The 23,456-nt window shown below is 71.8% G+C and carries 20 protein-coding genes; 11 read left to right on the top strand and 9 right to left on the bottom strand.

Going from position 1 to position 23,456, the window contains the following annotated elements:
* Window positions 1-121: 121 nt before the first annotated feature.
* The 3 genes from WMF31_RS33850 to WMF31_RS33840 form a co-directional block, all read right to left on the bottom strand.
* Window positions 122-871: a hypothetical protein gene (locus WMF31_RS33850; protein WP_436605906.1), complete on the bottom strand. Its 750-nt coding sequence runs from the start codon at window positions 869-871 to the stop codon at window positions 122-124.
* 359 nt (window positions 872-1,230) lie between these two features.
* Complete coding sequence (locus tag WMF31_RS33845; protein WP_436605905.1) at window positions 1,231-2,598, bottom strand: MATE family efflux transporter; 1,368 nt, start codon at window positions 2,596-2,598, stop codon at window positions 1,231-1,233.
* A gap of 72 nt (window positions 2,599-2,670) precedes the next feature.
* Window positions 2,671-4,119, bottom strand: a complete 1,449-nt coding sequence (locus WMF31_RS33840) for a hypothetical protein (protein ID WP_436605904.1) — start codon at window positions 4,117-4,119, stop codon at window positions 2,671-2,673.
* Between the two features lie 489 nt (window positions 4,120-4,608).
* On the opposite strand from WMF31_RS33840, the gene WMF31_RS33835 reads away from it, so the two are divergent.
* The 3 genes from WMF31_RS33835 (at window position 4,609) to WMF31_RS33825 (ending at window position 6,904) form a co-directional block, all read left to right on the top strand.
* Window positions 4,609-4,782, top strand: a complete 174-nt coding sequence (locus tag WMF31_RS33835; protein ID WP_436605903.1) for a hypothetical protein — start codon at window positions 4,609-4,611, stop codon at window positions 4,780-4,782.
* Window positions 4,783-5,028: 246 nt separating this feature from the next.
* A complete protein-coding gene (locus WMF31_RS33830) occupies window positions 5,029-5,625 on the top strand; it encodes a DinB family protein (RefSeq protein WP_436605902.1) in 597 nt (198 codons plus the stop codon).
* Window positions 5,626-5,836: 211 nt separating this feature from the next.
* Entirely contained in the window at window positions 5,837-6,904 is a 1,068-nt protein-coding gene (locus tag WMF31_RS33825; RefSeq protein ID WP_436605901.1) for an endo alpha-1,4 polygalactosaminidase, read from the top strand.
* 63 nt (window positions 6,905-6,967) lie between these two features.
* On the opposite strand, the gene WMF31_RS33820 is transcribed toward WMF31_RS33825, so the two are convergent.
* Complete coding sequence (locus tag WMF31_RS33820) at window positions 6,968-7,969, bottom strand: hypothetical protein (protein WP_436605900.1); 1,002 nt, start codon at window positions 7,967-7,969, stop codon at window positions 6,968-6,970.
* A gap of 394 nt (window positions 7,970-8,363) precedes the next feature.
* Here WMF31_RS33820 and WMF31_RS33815 point away from each other — a divergent pair, with 394 nt between their 5' ends.
* Window positions 8,364-9,764: a hypothetical protein gene (locus WMF31_RS33815; protein ID WP_436605899.1), complete on the top strand. Its 1,401-nt coding sequence runs from the start codon at window positions 8,364-8,366 to the stop codon at window positions 9,762-9,764.
* Here WMF31_RS33815 and WMF31_RS33810 read toward each other — a convergent pair.
* Complete coding sequence (locus tag WMF31_RS33810; RefSeq protein WP_436605898.1) at window positions 9,761-10,732, bottom strand: tetratricopeptide repeat protein; 972 nt, start codon at window positions 10,730-10,732, stop codon at window positions 9,761-9,763. The genes WMF31_RS33815 and WMF31_RS33810 overlap by 4 nt on opposite strands.
* Before the next feature lie 436 nt (window positions 10,733-11,168).
* On the opposite strand from WMF31_RS33810, the gene WMF31_RS33805 reads away from it, so the two are divergent.
* Window positions 11,169-12,881: a serine/threonine protein kinase gene (locus WMF31_RS33805; protein ID WP_436605897.1), complete on the top strand. Its 1,713-nt coding sequence runs from the start codon at window positions 11,169-11,171 to the stop codon at window positions 12,879-12,881.
* A 300-nt stretch (window positions 12,882-13,181) separates the two neighbouring features.
* On the opposite strand, the gene WMF31_RS33800 is transcribed toward WMF31_RS33805, so the two are convergent.
* Complete coding sequence (locus WMF31_RS33800) at window positions 13,182-14,834, bottom strand: right-handed parallel beta-helix repeat-containing protein (RefSeq protein ID WP_436605896.1); 1,653 nt, start codon at window positions 14,832-14,834, stop codon at window positions 13,182-13,184.
* A 287-nt stretch (window positions 14,835-15,121) separates the two neighbouring features.
* Here WMF31_RS33800 and WMF31_RS33795 point away from each other — a divergent pair, with 287 nt between their 5' ends.
* Together WMF31_RS33795 and mgtE are read left to right on the top strand one after the other, a co-directional pair.
* Complete coding sequence (locus WMF31_RS33795; RefSeq protein WP_436605895.1) at window positions 15,122-15,742, top strand: Maf family protein; 621 nt, start codon at window positions 15,122-15,124, stop codon at window positions 15,740-15,742.
* Window positions 15,743-15,896: 154 nt separating this feature from the next.
* On the top strand, window positions 15,897-17,228 hold the full coding sequence (gene mgtE / locus WMF31_RS33790; RefSeq protein WP_436605894.1) for a magnesium transporter: 1,332 nt from the start codon (window positions 15,897-15,899) through the stop codon (window positions 17,226-17,228).
* Between the two features lie 143 nt (window positions 17,229-17,371).
* Here mgtE and WMF31_RS33785 read toward each other — a convergent pair whose 3' ends face one another.
* Window positions 17,372-17,977, bottom strand: coding sequence for a hypothetical protein (locus WMF31_RS33785; RefSeq protein WP_436605893.1), 606 nt, complete (start codon window positions 17,975-17,977; stop codon window positions 17,372-17,374).
* A 242-nt stretch (window positions 17,978-18,219) separates the two neighbouring features.
* Here WMF31_RS33785 and WMF31_RS33780 point away from each other — a divergent pair, with 242 nt between their 5' ends.
* The 3 genes from WMF31_RS33780 (at window position 18,220) to purU (ending at window position 20,547) form a co-directional block, all read left to right on the top strand.
* Window positions 18,220-18,522 (top strand): hypothetical protein, encoded by a 303-nt coding sequence (locus tag WMF31_RS33780; RefSeq protein ID WP_436605892.1) that lies wholly within the window; start codon window positions 18,220-18,222, stop codon window positions 18,520-18,522.
* Between the two features lie 256 nt (window positions 18,523-18,778).
* Window positions 18,779-19,516, top strand: coding sequence for a histidine phosphatase family protein (locus WMF31_RS33775; RefSeq protein ID WP_436605891.1), 738 nt, complete (start codon window positions 18,779-18,781; stop codon window positions 19,514-19,516).
* 137 nt (window positions 19,517-19,653) lie between these two features.
* Complete coding sequence (gene purU / locus WMF31_RS33770) at window positions 19,654-20,547, top strand: formyltetrahydrofolate deformylase (RefSeq protein ID WP_436606631.1); 894 nt, start codon at window positions 19,654-19,656, stop codon at window positions 20,545-20,547.
* 162 nt (window positions 20,548-20,709) lie between these two features.
* Here the strand turns inward: purU and WMF31_RS33765 are convergent, their stop codons facing one another.
* Entirely contained in the window at window positions 20,710-21,402 is a 693-nt protein-coding gene (locus WMF31_RS33765; protein WP_436605890.1) for a glutathione S-transferase N-terminal domain-containing protein, read from the bottom strand.
* A 156-nt stretch (window positions 21,403-21,558) separates the two neighbouring features.
* The gene (locus tag WMF31_RS33760) at window positions 21,559-22,455 is read right to left on the bottom strand and encodes a homocysteine S-methyltransferase family protein (RefSeq protein WP_436605889.1); all 897 of its coding nucleotides are present in this window, start codon (window positions 22,453-22,455) and stop codon (window positions 21,559-21,561) included.
* Between the two features lie 348 nt (window positions 22,456-22,803).
* Here WMF31_RS33760 and WMF31_RS33755 point away from each other — a divergent pair, with 348 nt between their 5' ends.
* Entirely contained in the window at window positions 22,804-23,430 is a 627-nt protein-coding gene (locus WMF31_RS33755; RefSeq protein WP_436605888.1) for a hypothetical protein, read from the top strand.
* Window positions 23,431-23,456 lie beyond the last annotated feature (26 nt).

Here is a 23,456-nt window from a genome sequence, read left to right as displayed (position 1 = left end):
CCGTTCGGCGGGTGGCGGCCGCCAGGTTGTCCGCCAGCTTGGTGCTGCCCAACCTGGGCCAACCCGAACGGCGACTCAACCTGGGTCGGGTCGCGTCCAACCTGGGTCGGGTCGCGGCGACTCAACCTGGGTCGGGTCGCGGCGGGGTCGGGTCGCGGCGACTCAACCTGGGTCGGGTCGCGTCCAACCTGGGTCGGGTCGCGCAGGCGGGCGCGTCCTCCTTGTACGCGATCCCGCTGTCGACCGGCGCCTTCCCGCCCTGATCGTGGGGCACGATGACGTGGCACTCGCCCTCGGTCACGTTGCCTGAAGCATCGACCGCGCGGAAGCCGAGCGTATAGATCCGCGCGTCGCCGTTGCCCTTCCGCTCCGCCAGGAGATCCACGGAGCCGCACCCGAGGTTCGCGATGTCGACCTCGGTGTTGCCGTCGCCCGTGTCGTTGCGAGGCTCATCGCTCGCCGCGTAGGTGAACGTCACCTCGACCTCGTCGTCACAGGCGTCCTTCACCTCCACGCAGTCGTCCACCGTGATGGTGTGGAACTTGTGGTTCGGGGGCCAGAGCTCCGGACGCCTGTCCGTCGCCTCGGGCGGCGTCGTGTCGACGACGACGAGCTTCGAGGTGCAGAGCGACGCGCTCGCCTCGACGGAGCCCTCCGCCTCCGCGGTCACGACGATCTCGTGCTCTCCGAGCGCGAATGGCCCCGGCGCGGAGACCGTCACCGTCGTGTCGGCGCAGGTGCCTGCCGTGAGCTGCGCATAGATGGTCTCGACGTACGCGCCGTGCGCCATCGTGCACTCCACGACCTCGTCCTCGCCGCACACCCACTCGCCCGGCGGGAGCGCGTCGCCTGGGTCCACACACTCGGCCATGAGCGCCTGGGAGCTACCGCCAATCGACTCATCGTTGCAGCCGAAGAACAGCGAAGTGACGGAGAATGCGCTCAGCAATCCAAGGAGACTGGCTTTCGTCATCATGTGTTTATGAATAGCAATGAGCTCCGGTCCTCGCGAGGCAAAAATGCTCGAGCGTCGTGCTGAAAGGAGCGTTTTCGAAGCCATGGTTGGCTCATTTTGTTGAGCCGCATCCAGAAGCCCCGGTAATCACGGCGCTTTTGTCCGCCCCGGAGGTGCGGTGTTGGTGGATACGCGCACACGCGAGCAGACCGCCGGCGATGGCGTGCGCGAGCCTGTGCGGCCTCCCCGCGCGCGGGCCGCGCTGCTCCGGCCGCTCATGCGACCCGTGCAATATCGTGTCTCGTGAGGCGCAGGAGCCGGATGACGAGGACGATCGAGTTCGTGACGAGCCCTGTCGTGAGCCCCCACCAGAGCCCCGTTGCGCCGAGGCTCAGCGCGAACCCGAACAGGAGCGTGAGCGGAAAGCCGACCAGCCAGTGCGAGGCGATGTTGGCGAGGAACGGCAGCCGCACATCCCCTGCGCCCCGCAGCGCCCCGGCCGCGACCACCTGAACGCCGTCGCAGAGCTGGAACAGCGCGGCCACGTGGAGGAGCTGCGCGCCGATGTCGATGACCTCCGCGTCGGACGTGAACAGGCCCACGAGCGCGCGCGGGGCCAGGGAGAACACGAGCGCGCCGCACGCCATGACCGACGTCCCCAGCGCGAGGCCGAGCAGCGCGGAGCGCCGCGGGGACGCGCCGGCGCCGATCGCGTGGCCGACCCGCACCGACGTGGCGCCCGCCACCCCGAGCGCCCCCATGAACGTGAAGCTCGAGAGCCCGATCGCGATCTGGTGGGCCGAGGCGGCGTGCGCCCCGAGGCGCCCCACGATCATCCCGAGGAGCGCGAAGGCGCCGCCCGCGACCGACAGGTGCAGCCCGATGGGCACGCCGAGCCGGAAGATCGTCCCGGCCGCGACGGGCTCGCGCGCGGACGCGGGGCGACGCGGCCGCGCCGAGGCCACGACGATCGCGGCGAGCACGACGCTCCCCGCGCTCGTCGCGAGCCCCGCGCCCAGGGGGCCGAGGCGCGGCAGCCCGAGCCGCGGCACCCCCAGCCACTCCAGCATGTCGTCGCCGCGGACGAGCAGCCCGCACATCGCCGCGTTGACGACGTTGCCGGCGATCGCGGCGACCAGCGCGGGCCGCGTCTCGCCGTGGGCTTGCAGGAACGTCCTGTACACGATGTACGCGAGGAACGGGAGGAACCCGGGCGCGTGGCCGACCAGGTACGCGCGCACGCGCGGGATGAGCGCGGCCTCGACGCCCATCGGCTCGAGCAGCAGCGTCGCGGCGAGCGACAGCGCGACGCTCGGCGCCGTGAGGAGCGCGCAGGCACGCATCGTCGACCGGAGCGCCCCCCACGCCCGCGCGGGCTGGCCGGCCCCGATCGCCTGCGCCGCGAGCGGCTCGAGGGCGAACGCGATCCCCATCCCGAACGCCGTCAACGCGAACACGATGGAGCGCGCGATCCCGATCGCCGCGAGATCTTGCACCGAGTCGCGGCCGATGATGGCCGTGTCGACCAGGCCCATGGACACGAGGCCGAGCTGGGCGAGGGTGATCGGCAGCGCGAGACGAGCGAGCGTGCGCAGCTCGGTGCGCGCATCGGCCCCGGGAGGCCCGAGCGAAGTGCGGCTCATCCTGGCTCCGTGATTCCCGCGTCTAGCCCCGGGGCCGCGCTGCGTCAACGCGGCTCCAGGGCCGCACGCGGGTCATCGCGCTGCCGACCCGACCGCTGCGCGAGAGGGGGCCGGGTCTGCCTTCTCCGTGGCGCTGTGCTGGCCACCCTCGTGCGCGCCGAGCCCGGCGTCGGCGCCGTCCGGCCCGAGGCCGATGGCGCGTCTGTGCAGGAACATCAACATCCGCTGTGCCTCGTCGCCGAGCGGAACGAGCCCGATCCGTTGCTCATTGCGGGCCTGGGCGATCCCGCTGAGGAGCAAGCTGACCGTGAGATCGCTCTTTGCGTGAGGGAGCGAGACCCCGGCCCCGGTGAAGTTGACCGGGCAGCCGCCATTCACGAGGTGGACCACGCGCCCGGCGAGGCTCACGCAATACCAGTAGTGGGACGGGTCCTCGCGATCGCCCAGGAAGAGCTCCTGTCCCCGGAGGGACCCGTGCTCGAGATCCGACCCGTCCCGGCGGACGACCAGCTCCGGCGGGCGCGGCTGGGAGCGGATCTTCCACGCCGCGAACTCCAGATCGAGCGAGGAGCAGCTGACGAGCCACACGCCGTCCTTGAGATGGGGCCAGTGCGCCTCGTCCAGGGTCGTCCTGCCGCTGCACCCGAACACCATGTCGGCCCGCTCGAGGAGCCGCTCGTACGGCGCGTCGGCGCCGCCTCGCAGCGCGGGATCGTGGACGAGCACCTCGATCCCGCGCCGCCCGAGGCACGCCGCCACCGCCTTGCCGATGGCGCCGTAGCCGACCACGAGCGCCGTCTTGCTCGGGTCGATGCGCCCGACGCGGCGCTCCAGGTGCGCGTCGACGCTCTCTCCGATGTACGTCGACTCGACGTTCCTCTTCGTCCACGAGCGCGCGACGTCGACGACCGGCATCCGCAGATCGGTGCTCTCCAGCTCGAAGATCCCGCGCGAGGTGTGCTCGACCGACGCGAACACGTCGACGAGCCCGCGGAAATGGTCGTGCGCGACGCGGATGAGCTTGCCGCCGTCGTCGACGAGCAGGATCTTCCGCCGGCCGCCGGCCTTCGCCCACCTGGCGACCGTCGCGGTCAGCGCGTCGATCGCGGCCGCCTCCAGCGCCTGGCCGAGGGGGAGCCGCTCGTCCATCGAATAGCTCGAGCTGTGCACCGTGTAGCCGCGGTCGAGGAGACAGGCGACGACGCTGAGATTCGTCGAGTACGGCTTGCCGAGCACGACGGCGTTCCGGGGATCGAGCCCCCAGCGCTCCAGCTTGCGCAGGACGGCGTCGCTGTCCTGCAGGAGGTGCATCGAGGCGACCAGGAAGCAGTCCCCGAGGTCGACGTCGGGCGACAGCGCATGCGCCATGGCATCGAGGACGGGCAGGGTCACGCCGGCCTCGACGCCCACCCCCACACGACCGGAGACGAGCCCGTGCTTGCCGTGGGTCTTGAGCAGCCGCCGTCGCTCCGAACGATTGTTCCGCGCGACGCTCAAGAATGTCGAAGAAAGAGGGTGCATGTCCAGGGGTCCTTCTTGCCGAGGTGAGCTGCCGGGGCGGCTCGCGGCGCCCGGCTGAGCTCCTGTTGCTGGTTTCCGCGAGAGCACCGACGGCCTCGAGTCACCGCGAGGCGGGGACGCGCGACGGCGCGGGCGGTGCCTCTCGGACCGCCCCGGAAGACGCAGAGACGCCAGCGCCCCCCCTCGCGCCCCGAGCGCCCATGGCGTCAGGCCGCTGTGCTGTTGGCGCGCCGAGGCCTCGCCCCCGTGCGCACCCCCCTGTCAATGCAACCCGAGGGCCAGGCCCAGATAGAGCGGAATCACGGCCGTTCCTGCGAGCCCGCGGGCCGAGGAGGAGGCCCGCGGGTGTGACATGTCACGGCGCGCTGGCAGGTCGAGCAGCGCCGGAAGCGGCGGCGCTGCTCCCGGCGGGGGCGCCCGGGCGCTCATTTCCGCGGCGCGAGGAGGCCTCGAGCGCGCCACCGCCCCCGGCGGGCGATGTCACGTGACATGTTGCACCCTGGCGTGACATGCGCCACGCGCCTGGGCGACAACGCGCAGGCGCGGACGCCGAGATCGCTGCCGACGGCGGACCTGGAGGCGCTCATGACGATCGGCCGTGTCCTGCGGAATGGCTTCGGCTTCCCGACGACCCCCTTCAGCGTGAAGTGGCGGCCTTCGTGATCGAACGGCGCGTCCTCCATAGCAGGCGTGCAGGCGCGCTCGTCCACTGGCATGAATAGACCTGGGGCCAGCACACGTTCAAGCGGTATCGCGACGCCGCGGGGAGCGGCGGTGGGCTGAGGGCGCGGGGCGGGGGAGGACGAGGGCTGTCCGGGGGGGGCCAGGCGGGGCTGTGGCCCTCCTCGGCGAGGGCTCCTCCGCGACGCACCAGGGACGGGCCTGGGCGACGGTGCTAGGCCCTCGACCATGCAGCACGACGGTCCTGCCGCCCCGCATCAACCCGTGGCCGGCGAAGCTCGTGGCTACCTGATCCGGCAGTTCGAGATTGCGTGGCAGCTCACCAGCTATCACCTCGACGGGCTCGGCACCGAAGAGTGCTTGTGGCGCCCTGCGGACGAGGGATTGCACGTTCATCGGGCCGCCGATGGCGCGTGGCGCGCCGACTGGCCGGAGCACGAGGGGTATGATCTCGGCCCGCCGAGCATCGCGTGGCTGACGTGGCATCTCGGCTTCTGGTGGTCCATGGTGCTCGACCACTCGTTCGGCGCCGGAGCCCTCGCCCGCGAGGACGTGACGTGGCCTGGCAGCGCCGACTGCGTGCGCGCGTGGCTCGGCGGGCTACAGGGACGGTGGCGAGGGGCGCTCGAGCGGGCCACCGACGACGATCTGCGATCGCCGCAGCGAACACGATGGCCCTTCCAGGACCGCCCGTTCGGTGACGTCGTCGCGTGGGTCAACGTCGAGCTCACGAAGAACGCCGCCGAGATCGGCTACGCGCGCTTCCTCCACGCGCGCCACCTGCAAAATGAAAGTTCGAAGCTTCGAACAATCCGCTCCAGCTAGAACCTGGGCTTCTGGTGTGCCGCCATGGAGGCACGGGAGACGCAAAGAGAGACGTCAAGGAGAGCAAAGACTCGCTCTTTGCGCGATTTGTGCTTTCCTCATGTCGCTTCTGAAGAGAGGCTTTCGATCGGGGCACCGCGGTGTGCCGGGTGGGCGCCGATGCACCCATGTCGGAGCGGTCGAGCTCCGGAGCGAGGAGAGGAGCGTCATCATGCATCGTTCGTGTCCTGTGGTAGTCAAGTCGCTGATCCCTGTCCTTTCGACAGCGCTTGTCGCGTGCAGCGATGCCGGCACCGAGGCGGGCGGCGCAGGAGGCATGGGCCACGACGCGCCCGAGCGCTCGAGCGCGCCGGCCTCGGTGTCCGGCTCCGCGACGGCCGGCTCCGCGACGGCCGGCTCCGCGACGGCCGGCTCCGCGACGGCCGGCTCCGCGACGGCCGGCTCCGCGACGACTGGCGCCTCGGCGACCAGCTCGTCGACGGCCTCAGGGGGCGGCCCCGATCTCTGGATCCCGGCGCTCGAGACGTCGTGGCACTGGTTGCTCAGCCACCCCCTCGATCTGAACGATCCCAAGGACATGGGCCTGGTCGATCCCACCGGAGCGCCCCTCGATACACCACCTCCCACGGTCTATGACCTCGACTGGGAGCACACGCCGGAGGAGACGGTCGCCGCCCTCCACGCGAGGGGCGCCAGGGTCATCTGCTACGTCGACGTCGGCGCGTTCGAGGACTACCGATCGGACGCCGGCGACTTTCCGGAGTCGGTCAAGGGCAACCCGGATCACCACTGGGAGGGCTCGTTCTGGCTCGACATCCGGCGGATCGACGTCCTCGGGCCGATCATGCAGGCCCGGTTCCAGGTCTGCAAGGACAAGGGCTTCGACGCCATCGAGCCCGACGAGGTCGACGGCTATGCCAACGACACCGGGTTCCCGCTCACCTACGAGGACCAGATCGCCTACAACCGATTCATCGCCGATCTCGCCCATTCGATGGGAATGTCCGTCGGGCTCAAGGGAAACGTCGAGCAGGCCGAGGACCTGTGGCCGTACTTCGACTGGACGCTGAACGAGCAGTGCTTCGAGTACGACGAGTGCGAGATCCTCTTCGATACCTTCGTGGCCAACGGAAAGGCCGTGTTCCACGTGGAGTACGACGATCCCTACTCGGGTCACATGACCGACAGGTCGCTCTTCTGCGAGCAGGCGAACGCGTGGAACTTCAACAGCATGGAGATGCCGCTCTATCTCGATGGCGGCCGATGGCCCTGCCGGTGACCACGGCCCTCCTCGCGCCGGGCCTGCCGCGGGCGTCACGCCCCGTGCCGGCGTGCTCTCAGCTCAGTCGAGCGCCTCGACGTGGAAGCTCGACTGGATCACGCGATGCTTCCGCGCGCCGATGTCGGAGATATCGAACCCGAAGCCGGCGCCCTGGTGCTGGATCCCGCTCGACGTCGCGCCGCTCGGCATCCTCTCCGACGAGCTCACCGTCACGTAGACCTTCGCGCCCTTGGCGAACGCGGCCGTCATCGCGAGCGCGCGCCCGGCGAGCAGCGCCGCCGCCTCGCGCGCCACCTGCGCCCACACCGCCGCGGCGCCGGCCGAGGACGACCGCGCGCGCACGCCGAGCACCAGGCCCGCGCCGCTCAGGTGCACCTCGAACACCACGCGCACCGTCGCGGGCGCATCGGCGGCGGCGCGCACCGCGTCCGCCACCACGGACGCGATCGTCCCGGCGGCCGGCAAGTCCAGCCCGATCGTCTTGTCCCGGTCGCGCATCGCCTGGCGCAGCACCTCGCCGGCCTTGTCGGCCGGAGTCTCGCGCGGCGCAGGCGGCGCGGTCGGCGCGGGCGGCGGCGCCGCGCGCTCCGGCAGCACGCCGGGCAGCTGCCACACGGGCACCCCGCCGAGCCCGGCCACGCCCGGCCGCCCGTCCGCGCTCGGCGGGCCGCCGTACTCGTCGTGCCCGGTCGAGGGCGCCGGCACCGCAGGCGCCTCGGGCGGGACGGGGCCTCCTCCCGGCTCGACCGGCGCCTCCTGCGGCGCCCTCTCCGGCAGATCCCGCCGCTCGCGGCGCGCTGTCCGTCCAGGGACCGGCGGCGCCGCGTCGTCGCGCGGCCGCGCCTCCGGCTCCTCGGGCGCGGGCGGCGTCGTGGCGCGCTCCTCCGCGTGCTCCGGCCCGGGCGGCGCCACGGGCTGCACCTCGATCTCCACCTCGCGGTACGCGCCGCTCGAGCGAGCCACGAACGTCGGGGCCGGATCGCCCGCGAGCCACGCCATGAACGGAATGGCGGCGTGGAGCAGCGTCGCTGCGATCAGGAAGCGGACCTCGCGGGAGAGCAAGCGCGGTGCACCTTGCTGGGTACAGCGGAGGGGCGCAAGTGCGCGTTACGTCACCAGCGCGCTCGGCTCGCCGCTCGCGCCTCATCTGTGCATCCGGGCACAGCCCGGGCACATCCCTCCCGCTTCCTCGCTCCCCTGTCCGAGGCACCTGCTCCCGCGTGATCCAGCAGGAGACAGGGTATTACGGCCGCGCTTAAATATGCGCGTGCGGCACGGTTGCCGCTTGAGCTTGATGCCGTGCTGGTCGATCCTCCGGCAGCCCTGACGCCTGGGGCTCGCGGCACGAGCAGAGAGTCAGCGCGGTGCCGGCAGTGCAACGCGCTCACGAGCACGAAGCAGCGCCTGGGCGGCCTGGGCCGGGTGTGGCGTCCCCGATGTAAGGAGGGGGATCGAAATGAAGGGAAACGTGCGCGCTGACAGGTGGCCTGCGGACCTCTCGCCGACCCCCACGCCGCCGCCGGTCGCCCTGGAGCACGAGCCGCCCGGCGAGCGCGGCCTTTCGCTCGGCCCGCCGCCGTTCGCCCAGGCGTCCGATCCGCTCGATCGCGGCCTCCCGCTCGGCCTCGATCCGGCGCTGCACGTGCCGGCGTCGTTCCCCCTGGGCGAGGTCGCGCCGGTTGGCGCCTGGTCCCCGCCGTCGCCGGCCGAGCGCCGCGCGCGCAGGCGGCGCGCCCTGGGGGCGGCGGTCCTGGTCGCGGCGACCCTGATCGCCGTCGTCCTGATCACCGCGCGCGAGATCGCCGCGCGGGTGCCGGCCGCCGCGGTCGCCGCCTTGCACGCCGCGACGCCCGCGGGCCACGCGCTGGTCCCCGCGAGCCGCGCCCTGAGCCCGGCCTCCCGCCCGGCGCGCGAGGGCGGCGGGGCGGAGGCGTCCGCCGCCGCTCCCCAGCAGCAAGCCGCTCCCCAGCACGTCGCGCCCCAGCAGCCCGAGCGCGCCCAGGCGGCGACGCCGCCGCCCGCGATCCGGCACGACGGGTACGCGTCGATCCGCGGCGGCGTGCTCTTCACGCCCGTCACGTTCACGCCCGCCGGGTCGAGCTACGATCTCCTCGTCCACTTCCACGGCAACACCCAGCTCGTCCGCGAGAGCGCCGAGGTCGCCGGCCTCGACGCCGCGGTGGCCGTCATCAACCTCGGCGTCAGCTCCGGCGCCTACGAGGACAGCTATGCGGCGCCGGGCACCTACGAGCGCCTGCTCGCGGACATCGATCGGGCGCTCGCCCGGCGCGGGCTGCCGAGCCCGCGGCTCCGCCGGGTCGCGCTCTCCTCGTGGAGCGCCGGCTACGGCGCGGTCGCGAAGATCCTCGAGCGCCGGCGCGACCTCGCGTCGCTCGACGCCATCCTCGTCACCGACGGCATCCACTGCGGCCTCGCGCCCTGGCACGAGAGCGGCCTCAACACGCCGCAGCTCGCCTCGTTCGCGCGCGCCGCGCAGCGCGCCGCCTCGGGCGAGATCCTGTTCACGATCACGCACTCGGAGATCGACCCCGGCTCCTACGCGAGCTCCAGCGCGACGGCGAGCTACCTGCTCGAGAGGGCGGCAGGGCGCCCGGTCGAGCGGTCGATCTCGCGCGACGCGCCGCCGCACCTGCGCCTGCGCGCGGCCGAGGGCGCGGTCTCGAGGAAGCTCGAGAAGCGGATGGTCCCGACCACCGAGGCCAGCGTCGGCGACCTCCACGTCCGCGGGTACCAGGGCAACACCGCCGAGCACCACATGGCGCACCTGTTCCAGATGGCGTCCACCGTCCTCCCCGAGCTCGTCGAGCGCTGGCGCGAGGGCGGCGATCCCCCCTAGCTCCGGCTCCGCACCTCCTCGATCCACGCCTTGATCGCCGCCGCGACCGGGTGATCCGGGCCGAGCTCCGCCTCGGCGATCGCCCGCGCCCGCTCGTAGAGCGGCAGCGCCGCGGACGGCCGCCCCGCGGCGTGGTGGATCTGCGCGAGCCGGACCAGCGTCGGGCGGAGCGACGGGTGCGCGCCCCCGACGAGCGCCTCCCGCGCGGCGAGCGCGCGCTCGTACAGCGACGCCGCCTCGCCCGCGTCGCCGAGCGCCTCGCGCGCGGCGGCCAGGTTGTGGAGGATCGACGCGTGGAGCGCCCCGTCCACGGCCGGGTCGGCCGCGGCGATCTCGAGCGCCCTCCGGAGCATCGCCTCCCGCTCGGCGACGGGGCGATCCTCCTCGAGGAACGTGGCCGCGTTGTAGAGCGCCTCCGCGACGAGCGGGTGCCCTCCGCCGAGCGCCGCCTCGCGCAGCGCGATCGCCCGCTGGAAGAGCGGCGCCGCCTCGGCGCGCGCCCCCTTCCGGCCGAGCAGCAGCCCGAGCCGGTTCAGCAGGGCCGCGAGCTCGACCGGATCCGGCTCCCGCGTCCGGTCGTGGCCCGCGAGCATCCGGCGGAACAGCGCCTCGACGTCGTCGCTCTTGCCCTGCCGCTCCAGGATGGCGGCGAGCTGCTCGAGCAGCCTCGGCAGCGGCGGGTCGGTGTCCGCCCCGGCCGCCTCGGCGATGGCGATCGCCCTTGCCGAGCTCGCGCGCGCCTCGTCCAGCCGGCCCTGCGCGAGCTGCGCCGAGCTGAGCGCGTAGAGCGGCGCCGCCAGCTCGGCGTCGTCGGTGCCGTAGATCACCTCGGCGAGGCCGAGCGCCCGCGCGCACGCCACCTCCGCGTCGGCGTGGCGGGAGGCGGCGAGCGCGGAGGCCGCCTCGTCGAGCAGGCGCCTGTACTCTCTTCCCTTCCACCAGCGCAAGAGGGCGCGATCGGGTCGCATGCGGCTCTCCTTACCCCGCCGCCCCCGGGGAGGGCGAGAAGGTGGGCGGCGTCCGACGCCGCGCGGCGAGGGCGGCGCGCGGCAGAGGCGCGCGCGGAAGGGGATCACCTGGACGCGGAGCCGTGTATCCTGCGAGCAGGATCTGCGTGGGACCGAGGTGGGATGCAGACACGGGATGCCAGCAACTGGCGGTTCCTCTGGATCGGGGCTATGGCGCTCGGCGCACGGTGCAGCGGCCGCCGCACAGGGCGGACGGCCTGCCGCACGGGACGATCGAGGAAAGGTCGCCAAGGACTTTTCTTCCGTTTAGACTGCCCGGACGGCCCCACGCGCCGAAGCCCCCCACGATCATGAGGTCCAAGCTCACGCATCGCGAGGCATCGATACCGAGGGGAGGGCTCGCCCGCGCCCGCACGGGGAAGGCGACGGAGTTCATATGAGTGCCAACGAAAACGTCGTCGATGATGTAGCGCGCAGCGAGCCGATCGATCCGTTGCTCGGGAAGGTGCTCAACGGAAAGTTCAAGATCCTTTCCATGCTCGCGACCGGCGGCATGGGGACGATCTACCGCGGCGAGCAGATCCCGCTCGGGCGCCCGGTGGCGATCAAGGTCCTGATCCCGAACCAGGCCTCGCGGCAGCTCGACCCGAACTTCCACAAGCGCTTCTTCCTGGAGGCGAGCATCCTCGCGCGCCTGCAGCACCCGAACATCGTCACCGTCTTCGACTACGGCAAGATCGAGGCCGATGATCAGGAGCGGTACTTCATGGCGATGGAGTTCCTCGAGGGCGAGACGCTCTTCCGGCGCGTGCGCCGGCAGGGGCGCCTCCCGCCGCCCGAGGCGATGCGCATCGCGCGGCAGATCGCGCGCGGGCTGCGCGAGGCGCACAAGCACGGCGTCGTCCACCGCGACCTCAAGCCGTCGAACATCATGCTCGTCTCCAACGAGGACGCCGAGGAGGCTGTCAAGATCCTCGACTTCGGCCTCGTGAAGCAGCTCGGTGACGACTCGGAGGAGCTCACGCAGCAGGGCGCCTTCCTCGGCTCGCCGCGCTTCATGTCGCCCGAGCAGATCTCGCACGGCAAGGTCGATCTGCGGACCGACATCTACTCGCTGGGCGTGATCCTCTACCAGATGCTCTGCGGCAAGGTGCCGTTCGAGTCCGAGAAGTCGATCCAGATCCTGATGGCGCACCTGCAGCAGCCGGTGCCGCGCATGAAGGAGCGGAACCCGGACATCGACATCCCCGAGCCGCTCGAGGCGCTCGTGATGCGCTGCCTGGCCAAGGATCCGGACGGCCGGCCCGCGACCATGGACGCGCTGATCCAGGGCCTCGGCGAGTGCGCGCGCGGCATGGGCGTGGCGACGGCGTTCGGCTCGACGCAGATCACGTCGTTCGAGTCGCTGCCCGGCGTGCAGATCTCGTCGCGCTCGTCGACGATGCAGGCGCTCAAGGAGGCGGTCACGCTCCCGGCGCCGACGGACGACGAGGCGAGCGGCCGCACCTCCGGCGTGGGGACGTCCCTGGGCGCCGCGACGACCTCGGCGACGGACGCGAAGGGCGGCGCGGGCGCGCAGGACGCGCGGCCCGGCTCGGGAAAGAAGACGGCGATCCTCGCCGCGCTCGGCGCCGTCGTCGTGGCGGGGCTCGCCTTCGTCTTCACCCGCAGCCCCGCGGAGCCCCCGCCCACGCCCGTGGCCGCGGCCGATCCGGCGCCCACGTCCGCGCCGGCCGCGCTTCCCGGCGACAACAAGGGCTCGTCGACGTTCGTGCTCATCCTCGACTCGATCCCGTCGGGCGCGGACGTCCTGGAGGACGGCAAGTCGCTCGGGCAGACGCCGCTCCAGCTCTCGATCGAGAACGAGAAGGTGCGCGACGCGCCTCGCCGGCTGACGGTGCAGAAGGAGGGGTTCCAGCCGTACTCCGTTGCCCAGGGGCCGTCGGACGTGTCCGTGCGCCTCGTCGCCCCGCTCGTGCAGACCGCGGCGCCGGAGAAGGAAAAGGAGAAGGAGAAGGAGAAGGAAGAGCCGCCGAGCAGCAAGCGGCCCACGTGGACCGTCCGCCGCGCGCCCCCGCCTCCTCCTCCTGCCACGACGTCGGTGAAGCCGAAGGAGCCGCCGCCCCCCATCATCCGCAACGAACGGTAGAGCGGCGGTCGCCCGCTTCGGATACGGGCCCACCTCGGCGTTTTCGGTGCTCGGCGTCCTTTCGTACGCCTGCGCGCCGAAAACGCCGATCTGGGCCCGTCTCCTGTGCGGGCGACCGCCGCTCTGTGGCGAGCGCGCCAGGGCGTCGTGCGTGAGGGCGTCGGGCGCGTGAGCGTCGGGCGCGTGAGCGTTGGGCGCGCGTTTGTCGTGGGAGGAGCGTCGCGCGCGCGGTCGTCGCGCGCGCGAGGGTCGTAGGTGGGGACATCGGCGCGCGGTCGTCGCGCGCACCCGCGCTGCGGGTCAGCCCCTGGACCGGCCGGCGCGCCGCCGGAGCGCTGCCCCGAGGAGCGTCGCGGCCGCGGCGAGGGCGGCGCCCGTGCCCGCGAACGGACCGCCCGCGAGCGCCCCGCCGTAGCTGCACGATCCAGCAACGCGGTTGCAAGGAGCGTCCGCGTTGCTCCGCGACGTCACCACCGGCGCGCCCGCAGGCTCTGCCGCATCGTCGCCGTCCATGTCGTCCTCCGTGTCGCACCAGGGGGCCGCGGCGTCGTCGTCCTCGTCCCGGACGTCGTCGCCCGCGCGCTCGGCGTCATCCAGATCGTCCCAGGCGCCCACGTTCCCCGCGAACTCCAGGGCCGTCGCGGCGATGGCCGTCCCGTGCTCGTAGGCCCCGATGTCGATCGCGCCCGCGGCCGGCCGCCGCGGCGCCCCGCCGGGCGCGCGCACGCCCCGCTCGGGCGCGAACTGCGGCGCGGCGAGCGGACGCGGGAACGGGTACCCCGACGGGCTCGCCGTCTTCCTGGAGCCCGCGTCGACGAGCGGGCTGCGCGCCGACGGGCGGAGGTCCAGCGCGCCGAGGTTCGCGAACCCCGGATCGGTGCCGCGCACCGTGCCCGTCCAGCTCGCCGGGATGGCCGAGGAGCCCGCCGGCACCCAGTTGTTCGCGCCCGAGATCAGCGCCCTGCCCGCCGCCCAGCTCGCCGAGCGGTCCACGTAGACGTCCACGCCGCCGCCGCCGACCCGGTAGAACACGTTGTTGCTCATCTCGACGCTCTCGATGCCGTCGAACATCCGGATCGCCGAGTTCGACCCCGGGGCGAGCAGGAACGTGTTGTTCACGAACCGGAAGCGACCGAACGTCTGCCCCGTCCCGTCGCCGCCGACGCGCGCCACGAAGTGCTTGCCGGTCTTGCGGAAGACGTTGCCGACCACGTCGGAGTCCTCGCGCGCGAGCCCCTCGGCCTGGCCGTCGGGCCCGATCAGCTCGATCTCGTGGTATTTCGCGCCCTCGATCCAGTTGTAATAGATCTCGTTCCGCTCCGCGCGGCTCTTCACGTTGTTGCCGCCATGGCCGTCATGCACATAGGAGTGCCGCATGCGGAACACCGAGCCGGGGTACGTCTCCTCGTCGGTCGCGATGTAGATGGGGTGCCTGGTGTCGCCCCTGCCGGACGCGTAGACCTCGACATACTCCAGCGTCAGCGAGCCCGACCCCGAGTCGGCGCCGAGGATCCCGTGGCCGGGGCAATCGTGCACGACCGTGTCGCGGATCGTCACGTCGTGCGCGCGGTTGAACACGCAGCGGCTCCTGCCCCGCGTGATGTCGAAGCCCTCGAAGACGTAATGGTTTCCGCCGAAGACCACCGTGTTCGCGCCGCCCGATAGCACAGGGCGACGGCCGTTCACGCGAACTCCGCGGATCGTGATCTTCTTCGACGCGGTTCCGGACTTCTTGAAGGTGATATCCCCTGAATAGGTCGCGTCTCCATGGACCTCGACCACATCCCCGGCAGCGAGGCGAGGGGCGACCGCCTCGAGGCTCGCATACGGCTTGCCTCGACCCACCTCGTACGTCGCTCCGCTCGCCGGCGATGCCGTGAGCAGCAGGGAGAGCCCGATGCCCGGCGCGACGAGGGAGAGCGTTGCGAGGTGTCTTGTGTTGAGTTGCTGCATCGCCGCAATCTCGCGTGTCGACAACCCCGAGTGCAAGCTGCTTTTTAGTGAAATGCATGATGGGTAATTGGGGAAACACCTGACGCCCGGGAAATCTACAGGTCCTTCGAGGATCTCTGGTGTTCGCTCCCTTGCCGTTTATCCATTGAAGCGGTCATGTCCATTGAAATGCAGATGCGTCTGTGGATCATCGCGCGATCGAATGCGCCGGCGCACGCGGGGGCAGCGAGAGTCGGGCGAGGCGGTTTCTCTCGGCACGGGCGGCGCTCCGTGCCATGGATCCGACCATGTCCCGGATTGTCCTCGCCTCCACGTCTCCTTTCCGGCGGGCGCTCCTCGACCGCCTCGGGCTCGCGTACGAGGCGGTCGCGCCGGTGTTCGACGAGATCGCGCCGGAGGGCCTCTCGCCCATCGAGTGCGCCCGCCGCTTCGCGGAGGGGAAGGCGATGAGCCTCGAGGGCGCGCGCCCCGGCGCGCTGATCGTCGGCGCCGATCAGGCGCTCGACCTCGATGGCGCGCTCCTGCGCAAGCCGGCGACGCTCGACGAGGCGGCCGACCAGCTCTCGCGGCTCGCGGGGCGCGCGCACGCGCTCCACACCGCGGTCGCGGTGCACGCGCCCCCGGGGCTCCCGGGCGTGCCCGCGGGCGCGCCGCGGACGCTGTCCGAGGTCGTGACCGTGGAGCTCCGCGTCCGCCCGCTCGACCGGGCGCAGATCCGCCGTTACGTCGCGCTGGATCGGCCGATCGGCAGCGCAGGTGGCTACCTCTTCGAGCAGCGCGGGCCGTGGCTGTTCGACGAGGTGCGCCACGCGGACGAGACGGCCATCGTGGGCCTGCCGCTCGTCCCGCTCTGCCGCCTGTTGCGCCGCTTCGGGATCGATCCGCTCTCCGACGCGCCCGCGCGCTGACCGCCCCGGGCGTCGCGCCGCGCCCCGGGGCGCGGGGGCCGTGGCGTGCCCGTTGCAACCGTGCCTCGAGCCTGCCGCTGGGCTCTTCCGACTGAGCACCTTCTGCCGGGCGACGCCGACGGGCGGGTCAGGCGCTCGAGGAGGTGAGGGGATCATGGAACGCTCGCCCTCCAGCGGGGCCGAGGCGCTCACGGCCGTCGAGCTGTCCAGGTCGTGGTCGGCCCTCGAGAACGACGCGCGGGTGCAGGCCTATCGCCGCCTCCGGCGCGGGGAGGCGGAGGACTTCTTCCAGGGGCTCTCCTCCGCCGACCAGGGCGCGCTCCTCGTCGCCCTCACGCCGCGCGAGCGCAAGCTCTCGCTCCGCCTCCTCGCGCCGGACGACGTGGCGGACATCCTCCTCGAGGTGTCGCCGGCGGAGCAGGAGGAGCTGCTCTCGCTGCTCGACGCGCCGACGAGGAAGGAGGTCAGCGCGCTGCTCGCGTACGCCGAGGACGCGGCCGGCGGGCTCATGAGCCCGTGGTTCGCGCGCGTGCGGCCGGAGGCGACGGTCGACGAGGCGATCCGCTACCTCAAGCGGCAGGCCACGGACCACCTCGAGACCCTCTACTACGGCTACGTGCTCGACGCCGAGCAGCGGCTGCTCGGCGTCGTGTCGCTGCGGCAGCTCGTCACGGCGCCCGGCGACCAGCGCGTCAGCGACGTCATGAAGACCGACGTCATCGCGGTCAACGAGGACGTCGATCAGGAGGAGGTCGCGCGGCTCTTCGCCGAGCACGACCTCGTGGCGATCCCCGTCGTCGACGGCGAGGGTCGCATGAAGGGCATCGTCACGGCCGACGACATCGTGGACGTCGTGGAGGAGGAGGCGACCGAGGACATCCAGAAGCTCGGCGGCATGGAGGCGCTCGACGCGCCGTACCTCCGGACCCCGCTCTTCAGCATGCTCAAGAAGCGCGCGGGCTGGCTCTCGGCGCTGTTCGTGGGCGAGCTCCTCACGGCCACGGCGATGGGGCATTACGAGGACGAGATCTCCCGCGCCGTCGTGCTGGCCCTCTTCGTGCCGCTCATCATCTCGAGCGGCGGCAACTCGGGCTCCCAGGCGACGACGCTGGTCATCCGCGCGATGGCGCTCGGCGAGATCCGGCTCTCGGACTTCTTCCGCGTCACCCGGCGGGAGCTCGCGTCGGGCCTCGCGCTCGGCGGGATCCTCGGCGCGATCGGCTTCGCGCGCGTCGTGATCTGGCAGCAGCTCTTCGGGGCCTACGGCGAGCACCACCTGCTGCTCGCGCTGACCGTCGCGCTCAGCCTGGTCGGCGTCGTGACGTGGGGCACGCTCGCGGGCGCGCTCCTGCCGTTCGCGCTCCGGGCGCTGCGCTTCGACCCGGCGAGCGCCTCGGCCCCGTTCGTGGCCACGCTCGTCGACGTCTCCGGCCTCGTGATCTACTTCACCGTGGCCGAGCTCCTGCTCCGGGGCAGGCTGCTCTGAGGCGCCCGGCCGGGGGTAGGGCCCGCGGGGGCTCACCTCCGGGGCTTGCGTTCCGGCGAGCCCCTGTCGTGGCTCGCCTGCACTCCAGCCCCTCCAGTGAGCCCCCGCGGGCCCACCCCCCGGCCGGGCGCCCTTGCTACGGGTTACGGGTCGACGCGCGACGCGAGGTACCTGGCCGCGAGCGCGCCGACCACGCGGGCGTCCTCTCGCCAGCGGCCGCCGCTCGTGAGCTTGTCCGCGTCGGTGGACGCGGCGATCGTGCCCGGGTTGGGCGCGTGCGTGCGGTTCGAGAGCTGGATCTCGTCGAGCACCTTGCCGTCGGGCGTCGTGATCCGGAGCGTCAGGATGAGCCGGCTCGGCTTCGTGGAGACGACCGCGTAGTAGCCGGGCTCCAGGGAGGCGATGTAGGGCCGGATCAGGAACGGCGCGGACGTGGGGCCGTCGGCCGGCGCGACCTCGATGCCCTCTTCCCTGGCGCGCTCGATCAGCGCCTTCGCGAACTCCTCGTCGATGGTCACCTTGTCTGTCAGGAAGCTTTGCTGCTCGTCCCGGTCCTGGCCGGAGAGGTACACGGCCTCGGGCTGATCGCCGACGCGGAGCCCCGTGTAGTCGACGGGCAGCACGGCGAAGTAGCGCTGGTTCACGAACGTATCGGGGCTTGCCTGGGTCACGACGCGCCAGCGCGGCGCGCACCCCGTGAGGGCCGCGAGGCCGAGCAGCGCGGCCGCGACGAAGCTGCGACGGTGCATGGAGATCTCCTTGCGAGGGCCCCGCCTTGTAGGCCATGTCCGCGCGCCATGGCAAGGGACGGCGGCGGCGCGCCGCGCCGGCGCCTTTGCCCCGGACGGGGGGAGCTCCGTCGCCGGAGGACGCCGGCCGCGCGCGCTCGCCGGAGCATGTGCAGTGGTCGGACACGGCCCGAGCTGGCCTGTGAGATGCAATGACCACCTCGGACGAGGATGGATGTTCCATCGTGGTTGGAGGTGAAGCCATGATCTCGCATCTCGCAGCAGGTCTCTTCGGCTTTTGGCCCATCGTGGTGTTTCCGATATTCGAGGCCGATCCACCCGACGCCGGCGGCGGCGGCTCGCAGGTCGCCGGCGTCGACGAGCCGGGGGTCGTCGGCGCGCAGGACGAGGGCGCCCTGCGGTATGTCTATTCGATCTCCTGCATCGAGGGCAGCACGGGAAAGAAGAGCTTCAGCACCGCGGACGACTTCTGCAGCGCCCTGCGGGGCGAGCAGGTCTGCTCGGAGAGCGCGGCGCTCTTCGCGCTCCTCCACGGCTGTCCGTGAGGGCGCCGCGGGGCGGCGGGGCCGCGGCTCGCCGCGCTGCACCGGAGAGAGGTCGTCAGTCAAGATCGTCGGATACGATCTCCCGGCGCGCGGCGCGATCACGCGCCCGCGCGGTCGCGCCGCCCGGTCAATCCTCCTCCGATGCCATCGACGCCGCGCGGCGAAGGTACAAACCCTTGACATCGGGGGTTGGCCTTGCTCTTCCTAGCGGGCGCGGACCTCCATTGCCAGGTCGCGTGCCTCGGAGGCTCAGATCGTGACGAATCTCTACCTCGTCCGGCACGGAGAAGCGCGGGTCAACGTGAACCATATCGTGGGGGGCATGCGCGGCGACACCGGGCTGACGCCGCTCGGCGTCCTCCAGGCGGAGCGGCTGCGCGATCGCCTGGCGGCCACGCGCGAGATCGCGGCCGACGTGCTGATCGCGAGCACGTACCACCGCGCGCGGCAAACGGCGGAGATCATCGCGCCCGCCCTGGGTTTGCCGGTCACGCTCGACGATGACGTCCAGGAGCTCCGCCCCGGCGAGGCGGACGGGCTGCCGGTGGGAGAGGCGATGGTGCGCTACGCGATCGACTTCGAGCGTGAGCCGTACCGCCCGGCGAGCCCTGGAGGAGAGAGCTGGGCGCAGTTCATGCTCCGGGTCTCTGCCGCGCTCGACCGGATCACCCGCGAGCACGAGGGGCGGACGATCGCCGTCGTCACGCACGGTGGCTTCATCGACGTCGCGTTCCTCCATTTCTTCAAGATGAACGCGCTCGCCTTTCCGGCCGCGCACTTCTCCACACGACACACCTCGCTGACCCACTGGCAGCGCCGCCGGCGCTGGGGCCGTGCCGAGGCGTGGCACCTTATTTATTACAATGACAGCGCTCACCTGCGCGACGTGGAGCGGACGGTGCGCATCCCGTGGGCGGAGCTGTCCACGCTGGCCCCGCGGGACGTCGACGAGCCGTCCGGGCCGCCGTCGTCGGAGAGCGGCGAGGGGCGCTAGAGCGGCTCTCGGCCGGGCTGCCTGGCCCCGGGGCGGCGGTTGATGGGGCGACGCGGCACCGAGGTGGGGACTCCACGGGTCGGCGCTCGCGGCGCGGCTTGCGCCGCTGCCTGGAGGCGAGCTACATGACGTGGATGATGGGTCCCGTTCACGCCACCTTCCTCGTCGCCGCGCCCGATCAGCCTGGGCTCGTCGCGCGGCTCGCAGGGTTCTTCTACGATATCGGCCTGAACATCATCGACGCGAGCAATCACACCGATGTGTTCATGGACGAGGGCCCTCGTTTCTACATGCGCCTCGTCGTCGATCTGTCCGGCCTCTCGTCGCCGTCCGCGGTCACCGCCCTGGGCGGCTCGGCCACCCGCAGCGCGATCGAGGCTGCCTTTCGCGAGCTCGCCACGTCGCTCTCGGCGCGCTGGTCGGTCGACTACAGCGATCACATCCCCAAGATGGCGATCCTGGTCACGAAGGATCCGGCGTGCCTCTACGATCTCGTGCTCCGGCAGCGCGCCGGCGAGCTTCGCTGCGAGATCCCGCTTGTCATCTCGAATCATCCCACGCTCGAGTCGGTGGCCGAGAGCTTTCGGATCCCGTTCTTCTGTCTCCCGATCACGCCCGAGACCAAGCGCGAGCAGGAGCGTCAGGTGCTCGAGTTGCTGAAGAGGCACCATGTCGATCTCGTCGTGCTCGCGCGGTACATGCAGATCCTCTCGGAGGAGATGCTCCACGAGGGGCCGCCGGTCATCAACATCCACCACGGCTTCCTGCCTGCCTTCCAGGGGGCGAAGCCGTATCACCAGGCGCACGCGCGCGGGGTGAAGCTCATCGGCGCGACGGCGCATTACGCCACCCGGGATCTCGATCAGGGGCCGATCATCGAGCAGGACGTCGCGCGGGTGAATCACCAGATGGGTCCGGACGAGATGACGCGGGTGGGGCGCGACGTGGAGCGGATCGTCCTCTCCCGCGCCGTCCGGGCGCACCTGGAGCGGCGGGTGATTGTCGAAGGACGCCGCACCATCATTTTCTGAGCGGCGGTTGTCCCCGAGGCGAGGAGAGCCGTGGACAACGCCGTGTCTGAGGAGTGAAAAGCGGGTATGGCTCACCCTGGAACGGCGGAGGGCCCGCGTGGAGGGTGGGGACAGGGCCCCCCTGGGCGACGACCTGGCCCCGCTAGCGCGGCCCTCCGCCCATCAGCCCTCGGGCCTCTTGCCGAAGAGCCACTTCCGCGCCTCCTCGTCGAGCGCCGGGCTCTGGTTCCTGAGCTCGCTCCCGACCGCGAGCCCGCGCTCCACGGCCGGCCGCGCGCGCACCGCCTCGATCCACCGCCTGAGGTTCGGCAGATCGTCGAGCTGCCAGCCGTACATCTCGTGCAGCTTCGCCCAGGGGAAGCTCGCGATGTCCGCGATCGAGTACTCGCCCGCGAGGTACGGCCGATCCGCGAGCCGCTTGTCCATCACGCCGTAGAGCCGGCGCACCTCGTTCGTGTAACGGTCGATCGCGTAGGGGATCTTCTCCTGCGCGTACTGGCGGAAGTGCCCCGCCTGGCCGCTCATCGGGCCGAGGCCGCCCATCTGCCACATGAGCCACTGGATCACCTCGTAGCGCCCGCGCACGTCCGACGGGATGAGCTTGCCGGATTTCTCCGCGAGGTAGAGCAGGATCGCGCCCGACTCGAACACCGAGACCGGCGCCCCGCCGCCCTCCGGATCGTGATCGACGATCGCCGGCATCCGGTTGTTGGGGCTGATGGCGAGGAACTCCGGCTTGAACTGCTCGCCCCGCCCGATGTTGACCGGGATGACCTTGTACGGGAGCCCCAGCTCCTCGAGGAGGATGCTGACCTTCCAGCCGTTCGGGGTGGGCCAGTAATAGAGATCGATCATCGTGCGCCGCCTCCGTGATATGTGCCGCCGAGCCCGGCGGCGTGCCGTCTCGAGCTCCGGTCGGGCAGCGCGCCGTCTTGCCGCGCGCCGGCCTCGCCTGCGCTCCTGTCGCATCGGTGGCACGTCGACCCGCGGAGGGCAACCGGCGAGCGGCGCTCAGCCCGCGGGCCGCGCCCCGTCGACGAGCGCGCGCAGCGCCGCGACGTGCGCTGGCCCCGTCCCGCAGCACCCGCCCACGATCGTGGCGCCCGCCTCGAGCCAGCGGCGCGCGAGCGCCGCGTACCGCGCCGCGGACGCGCTGTCCGTCCCCTCGGGGAAGCCGATCCCCTCGCTCGCCGCGCCCGCGTTCGCGTAGGCCCCGAACGCGACGCCGCTCGCCGCGAGCTGCTCGACGTACGCGAGCGTGCGCGTCGCCGGGGTGCAGTTGACGAGCACGGCCCGCGCGCCGCGGCGGGCGGCCTCGCGCGCGGCGATCCCCATCTCCCCCGGCGACAGGAGATCCGCCCCCGGGCCCGCCGTGAACGCCACCCACGCCTCGACGCCCGTGGCGACCGCCTCCTCGAGCGCCACGAGCGCCTCGCCGGGGTGCGGGAACGTCTCGCAGAGGATCAGATCCACGCCCGCCGACGCGAGCGCCCGCGCGAATTCCCGGTGCTCCTGCCGCGCGTCGGCCGGGCTCAGATCCGGCCGGTAGCAGTCCTCCAGCGGCGCGACGCTCCCGGCGATCCGGTGCCGCGAGCCCACCTCGCGCGCGGCCTCGCGCGCGAGCGAGACCGCGCGCGCCGTGAGCTCGGCCCACGCGGCGCCCGCCTGCCGCCGCCGGGTGCGGAACGTGTTCGCCGTGTGCACCGTCGCGCCCGCGAGCGCGTAGCCCCGGTGGATCGCGCGAACGACCTCGCGGCCGCGCGCGTCGAGCAGGGCCGCCGCGCTCCAGAGCGGCGCCGGCGTCTCGACCCCCCGCGCCGCGAGCTCGGTCCCGACCGGGCCGTCGAGGATCGTGACGCCGGCCCCCGCCGCGATTGCCCCGCACGCTCCCGAGGACCCGTCCTTCATGTAGGCACCGGTATGTCCGCGGCCGGCCCTTTGGGCAAGCCCTGACACCACCTCGGAACTCGACGTATCTCGGCAGGTGAGCCCCACCCGCACAGCGCACCGTCCCGACCACTACGCCGCAGAAAGGACGATGGAATTATCTCTCGGACCGGGAATTTACTTGCCAGACCTGGGGGCCCTGCGGCACCGTTTCAATGAATGCGTCTTCCCCCCATTCCACTCACTCGCGGGAGTCGCGGGGGGTCTACAGTTCGCGTTACTCCTCGGGACGACAGGGTGTGAAGCCCCCGCTGGCCAGCGAGAGGCCAGACGAACGCCGTGTTGAGCCAACAGAAAGGAATGCAAGTCATGATTCGACACTCCATCCGTTCTTCCAGGTCGATCGCCCTCTGTTTTTCGCTCGGCGTCATCGCAGCGGTCGGCATCGCCGGGTGCACCGCGTCAGAGCCGGGGTCGGACGAGCTCCCGGTCGAGCCCAGCGTGCAGCATCAGCGGATCACTCAGGACAAGATCGCCGCCCTGTCGGAGGGGCAGTTCCTGAGCCTCGACCTGTCCGAGAACACGGTCTTCGCCATCGACTACTCGAAGGCGCCGGTCGACTACTCGCGCATCAAGCTCTCCACGCGCGAAGGCAAGGAGGTCCTGCTCGAGACGCAGATGGCCGCGGTGGAGAACGGCGACTACGGCGACTACCCGGCGCCGGTCTTCCGCGAGGCCTCGGACCAGCGGTTCCGCATCGCGTCGGACCCGGCGTACTTCGGCGTGCTGACGCAGAGCGAGCTCGACCAGCTCAAGGTCGACGGCTACTTCTACTCGGAGACGCCCCCGCCGGCGCCGCAGTCCCGCCCGCAGAGCGACGACGGCTGCGTGCACGCGGTCTGCGAGATCTGCGTCGACAACGACACCGGCGGGTCGCCCGTGACCTGGGAGCAGGGCACCTACACCTGCTACCTGGTCGAGCACACGTGGTGCTGAGCCGCGCCTGACGATGGCCTCTCCCC

It is taken from the genome of Sorangium sp. So ce1036 (genome assembly GCF_051369805.1).
GTDB lineage: Bacteria > Myxococcota_A > Polyangia > Polyangiales > Polyangiaceae > Sorangium > Sorangium cellulosum_F.
This window is presented reverse-complemented; position numbering and strand designations above follow the sequence as displayed.